Genomic DNA, 15,409 nt, shown 5'->3' with positions numbered 1-15,409 from the left:
TCTCCGACTGTATTTGTCGGTGTTTTGGTGTTTCCGTGGCTCATATAAGCGCAGGCGTCGAATACGCTCTCCACTGTCTCCTGTTCCTCATCGAGGCAGAGGAGACAGACCAGCCGGCAAGTGCACGCGATCTCGCCGAGCTGCAGAAGATTTCCGCCGAATTCGTTGCAAAGCTTTTCACCAAGCTACAAAAGGCTGGCATCGTCGTCGCCCGAGAGGGGATCGGCGGCGGTTTCGCGCTTGCCCGCCCCGCCACCGACATCACCGCGCTCGATGTCATCGAGGCCATCGACGGACGGAAGCCGCTGTTCGAATGCAAGGAAATCCGGGGACAGTGCGCGCTGTTCGGCGATCGGACGCCTGCCTGGGCAAAGGACGGCGTCTGCTCCATTCACGCAGTCATGATCGAGGCCGAAAAACGGGCGAGAGAAGTGATGGCCGGCCATACGCTGGCGAGCATTGCCGGACGCGCAGCGTCGAAGGCGCCCAAGGAGCATGCGGGCAACATTAAGGACTGGCTTGCGGCCCGGACGCCGCAGCGTCGCCGCCGCGGCACGGTAGCGAAGGGCGGTTGATGCTCGGCGCCGCATACGGCCGCTCTTTTCAAACGCCGTACGCTCCATTTTCCCTGTTCGCGAACAAACGACTTCGAGGGTGCGCGATGAACGCAGTCACAAAGCCGCGTTCACCCCTTGATGTCGCTTCAGATGAAGGAGAATTCGGGCAAGCCTGCCTGCCCGAATTCATGCCGGTATCGGCGGCCGCTATTCCGCGACGGACCGCCGCGGCAGCACCCAATTCCGGCGCGGGAAGTGGCAGGTGTAACCGTTGGGATAGCGCTCCAGGTAGTCCTGGTGCTCCGGCTCGGCCTCCCAAAAATCTCCCACGGGCTCCACCTCGGTCACGACCTTGCCCGGCCACAAGCCCGAAGCGTTGACGTCTGCGATGGCGTCCTCGGCAATTCGCTTCTGCTCGTCGTCGACGTAGTAGATTGCCGAGCGATAGGACATGCCGATGTCATTGCCCTGGCGGTTCTTTGTGGTGGGGTCGTGGATCTGGAAGAATACTTCCAGAATCTGCCTGTAGCTGATCGTCCCCGGATCGAAGGCGATCTCGATACCCTCGGCGTGGGTGCCGTGGTTACGGTAGGTGGCGTTAGGCACATCGCCTCCGGTGTAGCCCACACGCGTGGCAATGACCCCGGGGAGCTTGCGGATCAAATCCTGCATCCCCCAGAAGCAGCCACCTGCCAAGACAGCTCTGCCAGCTCTATCCGTCATTTAGATATCCTCCACCTGGTTGATGAACGCGCCATAGCCTTCCGCCTCCATCTCCTCGCGGGGAATGAAGCGCAGTGAGGCGGAATTGATGCAATAACGAAGGCCGCCTCGATCCCGCGGCCCATCGGGAAACACATGGCCAAGGTGACTGTCGCCATGCTTCGAGCGAACCTCGGTGCGGATCATGCCATGGGAACGATCCTGCAGTTCCTCGACGTTCGCTGGCACGATCGGCTTGGTGAAGCTCGGCCAGCCACAGCCGGAATCGAATTTGTCGGAGGACGCAAACAGCGGCTCGCCGGAAACGATATCGACATAGATCCCCGGGCGTTTGTTGTCATTGTACTCGCCCGTGAAGGGACGCTCGGTCCCGCTCTGTTGAGTGACGCGAAACTGCTCGGGCGTCAGTTTTCGGATCGCTTCGTCTGTCTTTCTGTAAGTCATTTGCTTGTCTCCAATAGGGGGCGTTTTGCTCGGAACGGGCGATGAAGCTCAGGCTTCGCTGGCCGGCGCCACAGCCGCGGCGCGCGGCCAGCTGCCTTGTCCTGGCCAGGACGCTGGCCGATGCACCTCTTGCGCAATACTTTGTTGCACCGGCCCCGCGTCGTGGCTTGGTCACTGGTTGAACTGCCGGCGAGCGATATCGTCGATTTCGAAGCGGTAGATGCCGATGTCATCCAGTTGCTGATCGCTGTAACGGCCTAGTTCCAGAGCGGTCTGGCGGTAGCGTTGGTGAGCGCGGATTCTCGACAAAAGATAGTGCATGATCATGAGACGTTCCTTTGTTCAGCCGGCCACATCGCCGGAGAGACGTAGATTGCAGTGGAGGAGGCGGACCGTTGGGTCGCGCAATTCGTCAATCAGGCGCGTGTCGCACGGAGCGCCGCGAACGAGTCGACGGCGATCCAGACGGAGAGGGCGAAGAGCCCGACATCCTTGAGCAGGAACTGCCCGGGAGCGACCGAGATCGCTGGAAAGCCGAGCTCAGATACAAACACGCCGGGTGTCGTCGCCATGAAGCTCACGGTCGTTGCGAAAAGCCCAGCCGAGAGCAGGCCGCCGATGAGCGAGTAGATCGGCTTTATGATCCGGGCCACGATGAGGGCGGCAATGCTTAGCTCGAGGATGCCGAGAAGGTTTGAGAAGCCTTCAACGTTGAAGAGCGAATAGGTCCAACTCAGCAAGGGATTGTTGCTGACCAGGCCGACCAGACCCTCCGCTTCGTAACGGGTGAATTTCATGCCGCCGAACCAGCCGTAGATCACGGCGAGCGCGCCATAAAGGCCAGCCGCAGTGACGGCCTGGCCGTGGCTATCGATCAGGTCGAGCGCGGAGGCGGCGGAACGAATGTGGACACGCGGACGCGCCGCGCTGTGGTGTGCGAGATCACGAGGCATTGTCTTCTCCTGGTTGGCGGCGTCGGGCCATTCTCCCGATTGGCCTTGTTAAACGATACAGTTCTGTATCGATGTATGCTTAAATATACCGATCTGTATCGTTTGGCAATCCTGCCTTTTGGGAATTTGTTGTGGCGTTACCCCAGAAATACTGCTTGGAGGCCTGTGGCGTGCCTTTGGAAGCGGCACTTGGGAGGCCGGCGCGCGTGGCTTGCATTTCTCGTCGAGCGCGATAGAATGATACAAATCTGTTTTGTTTTAAGGAGTGAATATGCGCCGCTCAGAGATCCGAGGTCATCTGCTCGATACCGCTTTGCGCCTGTTCAACCTGCACGGCTACCACGCGACCGGCATCGATTTCCTCATCGCCGAGGCGGGGGTGGCCAAGACGACGCTCTATCGGCATTTTGAAACCAAAGAGGATCTTATCCTGGCCGCACTTGAGCGGCGTGACGAACAATCCCGCGCTGAAATGCGCATCTTTGTCGAACAGCGTACGAACGATCCCTATGAGCGTCTTCTCGCGACCTTCGATTTCCTCGAAGCTTCGGTCCGGGACAAGCAGTTCCGCGGCTGCATTTTCATGAGCGCGGCGGGGGAGCACAAGGAGGCCGTCGATCCGGTGTTCCGCGCCGCTTTGATGCACAAACGTCTGGTCCTTGCCTATTTCGAGGAGCTCGCGCATGCGGCCCGGTTCGCGGAACCGAAACGAATTTCCGACACGATCAACCTCTTGCACGAGGGGGCGACGGCCATTGCGCAAATGACGCGAACAGGCGAGCCGGTTCGGCAGAGCAAACGCATGGCGGTCAGCCTGCTCGCGCAGGAGATGCGCGCTTCTTCGGAACCATCGGCCAGGACCGAGGGTGGAGAAGAGCGAGCTACGGCTGCGGACGCAGCCAGAGCATAGGATCTTAATTTCGTAAGCAACACCGGAAGCGCCTGCGGGGGACACGATGGATCGTCTCGAAGCAATGAAAATTTTGCTGGCAGTTGTTGATGCCGGCAGTATTTCTGCAGGGAGCAGGAAGCTGAATGCCCCGTTGCCCAGCGTTAGCCGCAAGGTTGCCGAACTCGAACGGCACCTGGGTGCGAGCCTTATCGTGCGCACCAGCCGCAATCTTCAGCTCACCGATGCCGGCCGGGAATATGTCGAGGCGGCCCGAAAGATCATGGCCGACCTCGAGGAAGCCGAACGTCGGGCGTCCGGCGAGTACCAGACGCCTCGCGGCACCCTGACGATCACCATGCCGGTCGAGTTCGGCGCCCGCTATGTGATGCCGCTCGCACTCAGCTACATGGAGAAGTATCCGGAGGTGTCGCTCAACCTGCTCTCGCTCGACAGGACGGTGCACCTGGTAGAAGAACAAGTCGACATAGCCATCCGGTTGGGCGACCTCGCCGACAGTTCTCTCTACGCGGTCAAGGCCGGTGAGTTCCGCCTGCTGACTTGCGCCAGCCCCGCATATCTGCAGCGTCGGGGCGTGCCCGAGCATCCGAGCGACCTCGCAGACCATGACGGAATATTCTTCAACAAGCGGAGTTTCTTCTGGACCTTCGATGTCGCCGGGCAACAACTGGAGTCGGTCCCCCGCAACCGTCTCGAGTTGAACACTGCGGCAAATTGCGTGGCAGCGGCGGTCGGCGGAGCCGGCATAGCCCGTTTGTTCGATTATCAAATCCCGGACGAGTTGGGCTCGGGCGCCCTCGTGCCGGTTTTGGAGCCTTTCGACCAAAGGCCCCGACCCATCCATATTGTCTATTCCCACCAAGGTCAGCTGACGCTGAAGGTACGGTCCTTCGTCGACTGGGCGCTACCTCGCCTGCGCGCTGTCTGCAAAAGGGGCGAGGTATCGCAGGCCTAGTCTGCGAAGGCGGCCCGCACCTCTTCAACAGTCCGGGCCGGATCCTGAAGATGCGGGAAGTGGCCGATACCTGCCAGAAGCCCGAACTCCGAATTGGTGCGCTCGGCAAACTCCCTGCCCATCTCCGCCTTGATGTAGATATCCCGATCGCCCCAGATCACTTTCACTGGAGTCTTGAGCTTGTGAAGATTGGCCTCGAGATAGTCCTCGTCGCGCGTGAAATGGGAGTAATAGAAGGCGAAGGCGTCGGCGCTTGTTACGCCGTAGCGTGCCCAAGAATCCTTCATGTCCGCCTGCACCTCGGGCGCCAATTCGTACTGGGTCTCCGGCGCTAGGCCACGGCGGTGCACGTTTTGCAGGATCTCCTCGCTGGTCTTGTTCATGTAAGCCCGCGTCGGCGTCGCCGTCGGCTCTGCCTTGAGGTTCTGCAGGCTCTCATACATGTATTGCGGCCTGTTGAACGGGGCGAAATCGCCCACGATGATCTTCCTTGCCACGGTTGGTTCGTCGAGGGCCAACAGCAGTGCGGGAAGGCCGCCGATATCCGACGCGTAGATGACCAAATTCGATCGGTCGACGCCCGTCTTCTCGATATAGGCCCTGAGAACCTTGGCGTAATCCCTCGGCGAATAGGAGAACTGTGGCGCCGAGGGGCGCGAAGACTGGCCGTAACCAGGCCAGTCGAAAGCATGCACCTCGTAGTCCTTGCCCAATGTTTCCGCGATCTCCTTCCAGACGGTCAGTGTTTCCGGGAAACCGTGCAGGAAGAGAACCGTGCCGGTGGCGGAGGTTGGGCCGGTAATCATGCGCCGCAGCGTGATAGTCTCGTCGATCTTGATGAAGTCGATCTTCGGCCCGGTCACGGAAATGGCGGCGCCGGCGTGCGCTGATGCAGCCGACGCCATTGCCATGGAAGCGGTGATGGCGAAATTCTTGAGCGATGGCATGACCATGTCAGGCGTCCTTCTGGTCTGTCTGATCCTGCTGAGAAGATCCGATATCCTAATGGTCGTGGGCAGATGGTGTTTGTGAGAGGGACCCTCTTGAACTGAGCAAAGGCCGCCGGCGGCATGATGCCTGCTCCAATGCCCGTTCCTGCGGTGCCGCGACCTCCGCCCGCTCCCAGCCGACCCGGTCGAAGCACGCGCCTGCGTGAGAGGATGGCTCTCAATTCCGCGGGGTGCCGGCTGCCCGGCCCCGTTCTTAGATTTCTGTTCATTCGCGGATCGTCGGTTTTCGACAGCGATCCCAAGCGAACCAGCGAGACGAAAATCGCTCGCCTAAACAGGAAGATCAGAATGAACGATATGACGCCCTCTTCGCAAAATGCGGTTGCGGAAAAAGCCAGAGCGCTGCCCGGCCACTCGACGGTCGGCACGAACGATCTCGACGCTGCCGTTGCCTACTATGATAAATTCCTCGCCGTCTTCGGTATCGGACGCGTGCTCGTTCAGCCGGGACGTGCCGTCTACTACGGGCACCGTACCCTCGAGTTCGGCGTGCTCAAGCCCTTCAATGGCGAGACGGCCATTGCTGGCAATGGTACGATGATCGCCTTCGAGGCCCGATCGCGGGCGCAGGTGGACCTCGCTTATGCGACGGCGCTCGAAGCGGGCGGCTCGGACGAAGGCGCTCCCGGTCCGAGAGGCCCTGATGGCGGTGACCCTTACTGTGCCTATTTTCGCGATCCGGAAGGAAACAAGTTCCTGATCTACCGCACAGGCCCCGACGAGGCCTGACAAATTTGCGTAGTCCGGGGCCTCGCCGCCATCGGTGAGGCTCCGTCATAGCGTCAAAATCTGTCCGACGACGATTGTGAGTGTTCAAAAGGATTTCTTAAATGGACTTGGAAAACAAGGCTGCGAAGCGCCAGGTGACGCGGCGCTCGTTTCTGCTTTCAGGCGCTGCGATCGGAGTAGCGGCAGCGGTGCTACCGACGACCGGCGTTGCCGCCAACGTCGCGAAAGCGCCGATCAGCAACGACGATATCCGCCCCTTCAAGGCCGACATTCCCGAGACCGCCCTCGCGGATCTGAGACGCCGTCTCACGGCGACGCGCTGGCCGGACAGTGCGACCGTCAAGGATCGCTCCCAGGGCGTCGAGCAGCAGACGCTCCAGGACCTCGTGGCATACTGGCAGTCCGGCTACGATTGGCGCACAGCGGAACGAAAGCTTAACGCGTTTCCTCAGTTCCTGACCAACATCGACGGGCTGGATATTCATTTCATCCACGTGCGCTCGCGCCATGAGAATGCACTTCCGCTGATCATGACCCATGGCTGGCCGGGCTCGGTCTTTGAGCTGCTGGACGTCATCGCCCCGCTGACCGACCCGACCGCTCATGGCGGCAAGATTGAGGACGCATTCCATCTTGTCATTCCCTCTATCCCCGGCTTCGGCTTTTCGCAGAAACCAACCTCGACCGGTTGGGACGCACAGCGGATCGCCACGGTCTGGGACACGCTGATGAAACGGCTCGGCTACAACCGCTATGTCTCGCAAGGCGGTGACTGGGGCGCCATCATCAGCGACGCCCTCGGGCGTCAGGCTCCGGAAGGGCTGCTCGGTATCCACGTCAACCGGATCGAGCGCGCGACGACATTCCCAACCGACGCCGCTCAAGCGCTGAAGAGCGGAGGGCCGGCTCCCGACAACTTGTCGGCCGAAGAGAGGCAAGTTTTCGACGAGGCTCGCGACTTCCTCAACAACGGCTTTGGCTATGCTTCGATCCTCAGCACGCGTCCGGAGACGGTTGGCTACGGGCTTGCGGATTCTCCGGTCGGTCTGGCGGCCTGGCTCTACGACAAGATCGCAGATTGGGTGTTCACACGAGGTCACCCGGAACAGGCTTTGAGCCGGGACGATATCCTGGACAACATCACATTGTACTGGCTGACGAACACCGGTCCGTCGAGCGGACGCATCTACTGGGAGAACCTCAAGGCTGGAGTAAAGCTCACCGCGGCCAAAGTTCCTGTCGCCGTAACCGTGTTTCCGGGGGAGGTCTATCGGCCGCCAAGAAAATGGCTGTCAAAAGCCTATCCGAAGCTCGTCTACTATAATCACGCCTCGAAGGGCGGGCACTTTGCTGCCTGGGAGGAGCCGGAACTCTTCGCCGAAGAGATCAGGGCAGGCTTCAAGGCGATGCGTTTTCGGAACTAAGTTCGTCTCCAAGCATGGCGGACAACGAATTGGCCAGGGATTGGCGGCGGCGACCACCGGTTGGCAATCCTGACGGCGATTGATTGATTGATGCCCGTCTCATTGGTCAAGCTCCGGGATATGGCCGGCGAGGTGCGATGACGCCTGGCCATTCGCGGTGAGTATCGTCGCGCACAATTCGTCAAATTACGATCTCCACAAGGCCGCGATCGCGAGAGTCGTTTGCGTCGGACCGAAACACGGCGCCTTTGCGTGAACGACTTCCTAAAGCGAGAAGCGCCCTCTTGACGTTCCACTGGACGCTGCTAATTAGGAAGTGGTCCCGCCCTTAAGACATCGGACGCGGGATGAACACTGGTGCCGGGCCCCTCTGGCGAGAGTTTTTACGGCGCTCTCGTGATGTCGGTACCGCCAGCAAATTAGCCGGCGGATTAGCTCCAATGAAAACTGATCTCATGCCTCACGCATGTGCCCCTTCGGCCGTGCGCATTTCCGTTTTGAAACCACATTTCTTCACCGAATCCGGCGTCGTTCGCGCGAAGGAGGCCCGTCGATGACACAGCCTCAATCGCATACAAGCGCTCTCGGCTATTTCAAATGGGCCTTCATTGTCACGGCGGTGGGCCTGGTGCTCGGCGCCTGGCTCGGTTGGCAATCGACCGGAACCATCGGCGGTATGGCCTCGGTCTTCTTCATCTGCACCGTGCTCGCGGTGCTCGAGATCTCGCTGTCCTTCGACAACGCGATCGTAAATGCCAACAAGCTCAAGGACATGACGCCCGCGTGGCAGCATCGCTTCCTGACCTGGGGCATCATCATTGCCGTCTTCGGCATGCGTATCGTCTTCCCGCTGCTGATCGTCGTCATCGCGGCGAAGATCGGACCGATCGAAGCGATCGTTTTGGCGGCCAGCAAGCCTGAGGAATACGCGCGTATCATGAACGACGCGCACCTGCCGATCGCAGCCTTCGGCGGCACCTTCCTGATGATGGTGGGGCTGACTTACTTCTTTGACCATGAAAAGGACGTGCACTGGATCAAATGGGTCGAGAGCAAGATGGCCAGGTTTGCGACCATCAAGGGCATCGAAATCGCGTTCGTTCTCGCCCTTATTCTTGGCTTTTCGACGCTGCTCGAACCGGCAGAGGTCCACACGTTTGTCTATTCGGCGATTTACGGCCTGTTGACGTTCCTCGTGGTTGAGGTGGTCGGCGGTTTGCTCGATGCTTCACAACAAACCATGAGTGCGGCGGCAAAAGGCGGCTTTGGCGCCTTCCTTTACCTCGAAGTCCTCGATGCCAGCTTCTCGTTTGACGGCGTCATCGGCGCCTTCGCCCTGACGCAGAACCTCTTCGTCATTGCGATTGGCCTCGGCATCGGCGCCATGTATGTCCGTTCGATGACGATTATGCTGGTTGAGAAGGGAACGCTCAACGAATACCGCTACCTGGAACACGGTGCGTTTTACGCGATCCTGATCCTTTCGGTCGTCATGTACTTCCAGACGCTCGTCCACATTCCGGAAGTGATCACCGGTCTTGGTGGCGCGGCGCTCATCGGCATCTCGCTCTGGTCTTCGATCCGGTACAACAAGCGCGAACGCGAAATGGAACAGATGGAAACCCGGGATTCGCAGCAGCTGCGAGCCTGATAAGATCTTTGGATGTGACAACGAGCCCGGCGGACATGTCCGCCGGTGCTGTTCGACACATACTTTTGAACTTTCGCCATCAAAATTAAGCAGAATCTACTCAAGGTTTAAAGCCTTGAGTAGATTGAGATTTAGACAAAATACCAGATTATCCATTAAGAAAGCTACGATTGGAAACGTTTCGCATCAGACCAGATCAAAGGTTTCTGCTGCGTCAATGCCAGATGCGCGGATTTTTGTGACTTTGATCGTAGCGCACGATGCTACCTCCAGCGGGGAGTTGGTGACTCGATATAGTTCACCTTCCACGACTCATAGAAAGGTTGGAGTTCTACTGGAATCGCCTTCTCGAATTCTTCATCCATCGAAATATGCGGCATTGTCGCCTTTGTTGCCGACAAGACTGCCATGCCTTGCCTGCGGTCCTTCGGCTTTTTCCGTGGGTCGCGCTTCACTTGCGCCGACATCCAAAGTTTTTGCAAGCCGAAGTACCGAGGATCGGGTACTACCAAACGAGCAGGAGTCCCATCACGGGCAACGACAACATGGCTCAGATACGTTCCTAACAGCAGCCACTCCTGTTCCTCTAGCGGCAACGGGCTGGGCCTGTCATTGCTGATCATGTTGCCTACCGTCGACGGGGCGGCCAGAAGCTCAAATTCAAATGCTTTTGCATTCCTAACCTGAAAAGTTCGTTCTGTATTCACGGTGTAGGTGCTGTCCACCCCTTTCAACATTGCCATCACGCCTAAGTCTGCGTCATCTTTGACGAGGGCTGACCACGCCATATCGAAATCGTCGGTTTCGGTCGGAGCGTCATTGATCTCACCACCCGCCTCGATGCTGTAGGCAGGCATCGCATTCGTGCCCACCACAAGCAACTTGCTGCCGAGCATAGATCGCCGGTCCGCCTCGCGGAGAATTTTGGCCGCTTCGGATGGGATCATTGGCAGACGCAAGGAGCGATAAAGAGCGCAAGATTCTGTGAGCTTCCGAGCACTGGCTTGCCGACGCTCATTGATCTCGGTTTTGGATGACGTGTAGTTCGCCATGGCAGCCTCTGTCTCGTGCGACCTCGGGCCTAAGCTCTTGGCATTACCGATGCGGTCTAAGACCTGATAGAGGTACTCCTTACCCGATCTTTCCGCCCATTTCATTCCATATGGGAGTGCTGTCGCAGCACGTTCGGCTGCCATCCAGGTATCATAGTGTTGTTCGATATTGATCAGAACACGCTGCTGCTCATCTGAATACGGGGATGTGTACTCAACCACCGGAATTTGTCCTGCATATCATGCATGTGCAATATATTGCAGGACAAATTGAATTGTTTCAATAGCATAATTTACATAAAACACTAGCATTGGTTGAATATGCTTGCTCTTTTGGTGTCGTTCGATGCAATCAGCCCTTGTTGCCGTTGCAACGCGAAGCCGCCGCAGCGACGATGAACGCAAGTGCCGGCTGATTGCTCCCCAGATAGAGGGCGGAGCATGAGCGCGCTCGGCGCAAAGAGCGAGGCGGCTTGCGGGCGGCGATGGCACGGCTGCTCGATGGCCGCCCCGAGCGCACAGATGACGCGCTCACCATCTCCAACCTGGCGTACGAAGCCGCCGTCAGCCGGGCGACGGCGAATCGTGCGGTCGGTCTTCTCGCCGAGTTCCGGACTGCCGAATCCTGCCGACGGCGATCATTACTCAAAGCCCTCAAGGAGCGCCCGTCCGCGCGCTCAAGCCGAGCTTCGAGCCATGCGCGGCACCGAGACGCCGAATTGCCCGGCCTCGTCTACACGCCCGCCCCGTACAGCCAGGTGCTGACGCTGCAGGACGCCGGCCGGAATGCCGTCATCGAGAGGGTCTGCGGCACTGGCCCATTCCGGTAACGCCGGGGTTCTCCCCCTGAAGCGCGCCACGAGACGACGCTGGCTGAGAGGCGCGCATCATCCCGGCCGTTTTCTTCCGCGCGCCGATCATGGTCGGCGCCTCCTTAAGCGCGCCCGTCGGGACATGGCTCGGGTGTGGCAGACGCTGCCAGCCCATCAACCCTGTTCCGCACCAGCACCGAGAACAGGGTATGACGGGCAGGCTTCCCGCGTCTGCCCCTGCCGCCTCGCCCTCGACGGAGAGGGCGAGCTGAAGGAGGCACCCATGACCACAGATCGCAGACGCCAAACACCCATCGATATCTACGAGCGCGTCACCAACCAGATTATCGCTGCCATCGCGGCCGGCGCCGGCAACTACCGAATGCCCTGGCATCACGACGGATCGGCCATCACCACGCCCGTCAATATCGCCTCAACCAAGACCTACCGCGGCATCAACATTCTCTCACTTTGGGCTGCGGCGCACGCGGCAGGCTACCCCACCGGCATCTGGGGCACCTACCGCCAATGGCAGGCGCTCGGCGCCCAGGTTCGCAAGGGCGAGCACGGCCACCTTGTCGTGTTCTGGAAGGCTAGCGATCGCGACAAAGCGGATGCCCAAGACGGCGATCGCGAAAGTGACGAGCCCGCCCGCCGCATGTTCGCTCGCGGCTATTCAGTTTTTAACTGCGCCCAAGTTGACGGTTACACACGGCCCGTGATGCCGGTGTTGGCCGAGGCTGAGCGGATCGATCGGGCCGAACGGTTCTGCGCGGCTCTCGGCATCGAAATCCGCCACGGCGGCTCGCAGGCCTATTACCGCCCGGCTACGGACCAGGTGCAGATGCCAAGATTCGCGTGCTTCCGCGACGCGGTCGCCTACTACGCCGTGCTGCTTCATGAATGTGGCCATGCTTCTGGCGCCAGCCACCGCCTCGGCCGCGATCTCTCCGGACGCTTCGGCACGGCTGCCTATGCGATGGAGGAATGCACGGTCGAGCTCTTGAGTGCGATGATTTGCGCCGACTTGGGCCTCAGCGTCGAGCCGCGGCCCGACCATGCCCGCTACATTGCCTCGTGGGTTGAGGTGATGAATTCCGACAAGCGCGCAATCTTCACTGCCGCCAGCAAAGCCCAGGAGATCGCCGACTGGATGCATGCACAACAGGCCGAGCAGGATGAGGCCCGGGGCGCCGCATAGGCGCCCCTTTCAAGAAGAACAGCCAAGGATCATCACCTTGCGGGCGAAAAATTGCGAGGTGATGCTTGGGAGCGCTGACCGCGGCGGCAGGGAAGCAGTTTTCGAATTGCCGGTTGCTGCGGCAATCGGCGGCCATTTGAATTTTGTGAAGTAAGGACGTCCGGCAAAGCGAGCTATGTTGGCTCGCCGCATGACGGCACCTCTGCCGCCTGGCACCCCTTTGGCGGAAAAGAAGTTGCCGAGGATGCAATGGGCTGTGGCGCCGTGCGCTTTCTCTGTCCGTAGAATCCGCATCTATCGTTTGACTGAGATCGATTTCGACCAGATTGAGCGGCGCTACCGGGAGAGCCTGTGCCTGTTCGTGAACTTTACGAAACGAACGCCTTCATTTGCTGCTTCCTTCACCATCTAACGAGCTTGCTCTGAGCAAAGACAATAACCATCCCTCCTGCACTCTGGCGATCACGGCAATTTCGGCATGTCCCCCTCGGCGATGCACCAAATCCAAGGTGTCATCTCTGGTCTCGCCTTGATCATTTCCGCCAATGCCCGCTGGTAGTCCCCACTTGCACCGGCCGGGATGATGAACATCGCGACCGGGGAGGGCCGCTCTTCCGGCAAGGTGACCGACACGATTGGTTGCTCCTGTGGGAGATTGAAACGTAGCCCTTTGACGAACTTGCGTCGCAGCGCACCCAGTCTCTCCAGAAGATGACGTTCGTGGACGTTTTCGAATGGGATCCAGTTCTCGTTCACCACCATCATCGCGAGTTCTGCGACGGCAGCGACCCCGGATGCCGAAACCCCAAATGTCGCAATCATAACGAGATGCAGCTCATCGTTCGAACGCCATAACTCCAGTTCCGTTTCGTATTTGGCGTTGAGTCGCTTCCATGCTTCGTGTTCAAGCATGAGTGGAAAGGGCAGATGCCGCAACGTGATCCGATGCCCCACGCGTGCGGGTATGAACTCCTTCACTTCCGCCACTGCGATCATCAGTTTGCGCGGTCCTGACCCGGACGCTTGCGCACCGGCAAGTGCGGTCGCTCGGCGCGCGGCAATTGCTTCCTTGTCCTCCTGACGGAAAGTCTCCGGCACAAACAGCATATCGCTGAGCTGACCGCCACGAGTCGTCATTTGCGACGCGGCGTTCATGAGGCTCGTGCGGACCCGACCCCAGCCGCGCTTTCCGGCCCAGGAGGAACGCCATTCAGTCAATTCACCCATTTCCCAGAGGTAGTGCAACATTGCGCGCAACGATAGCTTCTGTGGCTCATTGCGAATGGCGCGCTCTGACGGATCCGCCGATTGAGATGCCGCCGCTCGCGGACCTTTCTTCGTCATCGAAAAATCTATCTTCAAGATTGCCCGGCCGTTCGCATCAACCTGGATGGCATTGCCGATTAAAGGACCGAGGCCGGACAACTCGTAAGGGGGGGCGTAGGAGGGGCAAGCCGGGTCGTGATCGCGCCCGGACAGCGGCATGCGTTTGACGAAATGCTGCCCCTCAAGTTGCGCGATATACACTGGTGGGAGCGGTTCGGCAGTGCGCTTCTCCTTTCCATCGTCGGCGACGCCACGAGCTATGCCAGTAGCCGCCTGCAGGACAGTGACGTTGACGCGCAAAACACGACAAGCGCCGGCCAGCAGGCGGCCGCAATCGCTGTCGAGCAATCAATCAACATTCCTCCGACGCTCAACAAACATCAGGGCGAACTCGTCTCGATCTTCGTCGCGCATGACCTCGATTTCTCCGATGTCTACGGATTGCGGGTAACCGAGCCGAGGAACAAGGTTCTTGACCGGGCCGCGTTTGGGGACTTCCGGCCGCGGTCGATGCTCGTCACGAAATAGGCTGGGCCGATGACCGAAGGTCCTGACGCAGCGGTCGTTCGTGAGCTGCTTTTGCCATTGACGCCGTTCCTCGATGATCCTTCGCTCTACGAAGTGATCGTCAATCGGCCCGGGCAGGTGCTGACAGAAGGCGCCAGTGGTTGGCGGACCCATGATCTGCCGGAGCTGTCCTTCGAAAAGCTATTGCGCCTTGCCCGAGCCGTGGCCAGTTTTTCCCAACAGTCTATCGATGAGACGCGGCCGATCCTGTCGGCAACACTGCCGGGGGGCGAACGGATCCAGATCGTCATTCCTCCTGCCACCTCCAGGAACACGGTCAGCATCACCATACGAAAGCCGTCCTCGGTTACGTTCACGCTCGATGATCTGGAAGAGAGAGAGTTCTTTTCCGAGACGCAAGCAGCGGACGACTGCAACACGACGCCGGACAATGATTTGCTGGAGCTGTACAGAGCCGGTCGCTTCAAGGATTTTCTGCGCGAAGCCGTCATTGCTCGAAAGAACATCATCATCTCCGGTGCAACGGGATCAGCCAAGACGACACTGTCGAAAGCGTTGATCAAGCACATTCCAAATCATGAGCGGATCATTTCGATCGAGGACACTCCCGAATTGGTTATTCCGCAGCCCAACCACGTACGCCTTTTCTATTCGAAGGGTGCTCAGGGACTCTCGGGTGCAGGCCCAAAGGACCTACTGGAATCCTGTCTCCGGATGCGACCGGACCGAATTCTGCTGCAGGAGTTGCGTGACGGCACGGCCTTCTACTATGTGCGCAACGTCAATTCCGGCCACCCCGGGTCAATCACCACCGTGCATGCCGATTCCGCCAAGCTCGCCTTGCAACAGTTGACGATGCTTGTGAAGGAATCCGAAGGCGGCCGCAATTTGGATCGCGAAGACATCAATAGCTTGCTGAGGGTCTCGATCGACGTCATCGTCCAATGCAACCGAAAGGATGGTCGGTTTCGCGCAACAGAAATCTACATCACACCTAGCGGATGACCGATGCTGTGGGAGCGTGGGGGTGGCGCGACGTCAATCTGTGCAATGTGCAGTGGCGCCTTGAAGGTCTCCTGTCGAGTTCCAATGTAAGGCGGGCGTTGAATCGTCATTGACCGGACATCATTCGCA

General features: G+C 59.3%; 16 protein-coding genes and 1 pseudogene. 10 read left to right on the top strand and 7 right to left on the bottom strand.

All coding sequences use genetic code 11. From position 1 onward, the window contains the following. The first annotated feature begins 35 nt into the window (after positions 1-35). A complete protein-coding gene (locus ACTJKE_RS27660) occupies positions 36-575 on the top strand; it encodes an RrF2 family transcriptional regulator (RefSeq protein WP_058328504.1) in 540 nt (179 codons plus the stop codon). A gap of 189 nt (positions 576-764) precedes the next feature. On the opposite strand, the gene msrA is transcribed toward ACTJKE_RS27660, so the two are convergent. The 4 genes from msrA to ACTJKE_RS27640 all read right to left on the bottom strand — a co-directional run bounded on the left by msrA (position 765) and on the right by ACTJKE_RS27640 (position 2,677). Continuing rightward, positions 765-1,280, bottom strand: coding sequence for a peptide-methionine (S)-S-oxide reductase MsrA (gene msrA, locus ACTJKE_RS27655; protein WP_058328503.1), 516 nt, complete (start codon positions 1,278-1,280; stop codon positions 765-767). Beyond that, a complete protein-coding gene (msrB, locus tag ACTJKE_RS27650; protein ID WP_058328502.1) occupies positions 1,281-1,724 on the bottom strand; it encodes a peptide-methionine (R)-S-oxide reductase MsrB in 444 nt (147 codons plus the stop codon). It abuts the gene before it with no gap. Positions 1,725-1,895: 171 nt separating this feature from the next. Then, complete coding sequence (locus tag ACTJKE_RS27645; protein WP_082640967.1) at positions 1,896-2,051, bottom strand: DUF1127 domain-containing protein; 156 nt, start codon at positions 2,049-2,051, stop codon at positions 1,896-1,898. Between the two features lie 89 nt (positions 2,052-2,140). Beyond that, entirely contained in the window at positions 2,141-2,677 is a 537-nt protein-coding gene (locus ACTJKE_RS27640) for a YkgB family protein (RefSeq protein ID WP_440693075.1), read from the bottom strand. Positions 2,678-2,948: 271 nt separating this feature from the next. Here ACTJKE_RS27640 and ACTJKE_RS27635 point away from each other — a divergent pair, with 271 nt between their 5' ends. Together ACTJKE_RS27635 and ACTJKE_RS27630 are read left to right on the top strand one after the other, a co-directional pair. Beyond that, positions 2,949-3,587, top strand: coding sequence for a TetR/AcrR family transcriptional regulator (locus tag ACTJKE_RS27635; RefSeq protein ID WP_113511744.1), 639 nt, complete (start codon positions 2,949-2,951; stop codon positions 3,585-3,587). Positions 3,588-3,633: 46 nt separating this feature from the next. Further along, positions 3,634-4,542: a LysR substrate-binding domain-containing protein gene (locus ACTJKE_RS27630; RefSeq protein WP_058328500.1), complete on the top strand. Its 909-nt coding sequence runs from the start codon at positions 3,634-3,636 to the stop codon at positions 4,540-4,542. On the opposite strand, the gene ACTJKE_RS27625 is transcribed toward ACTJKE_RS27630, so the two are convergent. Then, positions 4,539-5,495, bottom strand: coding sequence for an alpha/beta fold hydrolase (locus ACTJKE_RS27625; RefSeq protein WP_113511742.1), 957 nt, complete (start codon positions 5,493-5,495; stop codon positions 4,539-4,541). The genes ACTJKE_RS27630 and ACTJKE_RS27625 overlap by 4 nt on opposite strands. A gap of 345 nt (positions 5,496-5,840) precedes the next feature. On the opposite strand from ACTJKE_RS27625, the gene ACTJKE_RS27620 reads away from it, so the two are divergent. From ACTJKE_RS27620 to ACTJKE_RS27610, 3 genes are all read left to right on the top strand, one after another. Further along, positions 5,841-6,281: a VOC family protein gene (locus ACTJKE_RS27620; RefSeq protein ID WP_058328498.1), complete on the top strand. Its 441-nt coding sequence runs from the start codon at positions 5,841-5,843 to the stop codon at positions 6,279-6,281. A gap of 101 nt (positions 6,282-6,382) precedes the next feature. Continuing rightward, complete coding sequence (locus ACTJKE_RS27615; protein WP_440693072.1) at positions 6,383-7,705, top strand: epoxide hydrolase family protein; 1,323 nt, start codon at positions 6,383-6,385, stop codon at positions 7,703-7,705. A 553-nt stretch (positions 7,706-8,258) separates the two neighbouring features. Continuing rightward, a complete protein-coding gene (locus ACTJKE_RS27610; protein ID WP_113511810.1) occupies positions 8,259-9,356 on the top strand; it encodes a DUF475 domain-containing protein in 1,098 nt (365 codons plus the stop codon). Between the two features lie 263 nt (positions 9,357-9,619). Here the strand turns inward: ACTJKE_RS27610 and ACTJKE_RS27605 are convergent, their stop codons facing one another. Beyond that, complete coding sequence (locus ACTJKE_RS27605) at positions 9,620-10,630, bottom strand: GSU2403 family nucleotidyltransferase fold protein (protein ID WP_113511738.1); 1,011 nt, start codon at positions 10,628-10,630, stop codon at positions 9,620-9,622. A gap of 263 nt (positions 10,631-10,893) precedes the next feature. On the opposite strand from ACTJKE_RS27605, the gene ACTJKE_RS27600 reads away from it, so the two are divergent. After that, positions 10,894-11,238 (top strand): hypothetical protein, encoded by a 345-nt coding sequence (locus tag ACTJKE_RS27600; protein WP_063893419.1) that lies wholly within the window; start codon positions 10,894-10,896, stop codon positions 11,236-11,238. Between the two features lie 265 nt (positions 11,239-11,503). Beyond that, positions 11,504-12,421 (top strand): ArdC family protein, encoded by a 918-nt coding sequence (locus ACTJKE_RS27595; RefSeq protein ID WP_440693070.1) that lies wholly within the window; start codon positions 11,504-11,506, stop codon positions 12,419-12,421. Between the two features lie 462 nt (positions 12,422-12,883). On the opposite strand, the gene ACTJKE_RS27590 is transcribed toward ACTJKE_RS27595, so the two are convergent. Beyond that, the gene (locus tag ACTJKE_RS27590; RefSeq protein WP_440693110.1) at positions 12,884-14,026 is read right to left on the bottom strand and encodes a DUF1173 domain-containing protein; all 1,143 of its coding nucleotides are present in this window, start codon (positions 14,024-14,026) and stop codon (positions 12,884-12,886) included. Between ACTJKE_RS27590 and ACTJKE_RS27585 the strand changes: the two are divergent. Beyond that, positions 13,940-14,275: pseudogene (locus tag ACTJKE_RS27585) on the top strand (TrbI/VirB10 family protein); the annotation flags it as partial. The gene ACTJKE_RS27590 and the pseudogene ACTJKE_RS27585 sit on opposite strands and share 87 nt — an antisense overlap. 9 nt (positions 14,276-14,284) lie before the next feature. Then, positions 14,285-15,280 (top strand): P-type DNA transfer ATPase VirB11, encoded by a 996-nt coding sequence (gene virB11, locus ACTJKE_RS27580; protein WP_440660840.1) that lies wholly within the window; start codon positions 14,285-14,287, stop codon positions 15,278-15,280. Positions 15,281-15,409 lie beyond the last annotated feature (129 nt).

It is taken from the genome of Ensifer sp. 22521 (assembly GCF_052044795.1).
Classification (GTDB): domain Bacteria; phylum Pseudomonadota; class Alphaproteobacteria; order Rhizobiales; family Rhizobiaceae; genus Ensifer.
This window is presented reverse-complemented; position numbering and strand designations above follow the sequence as displayed.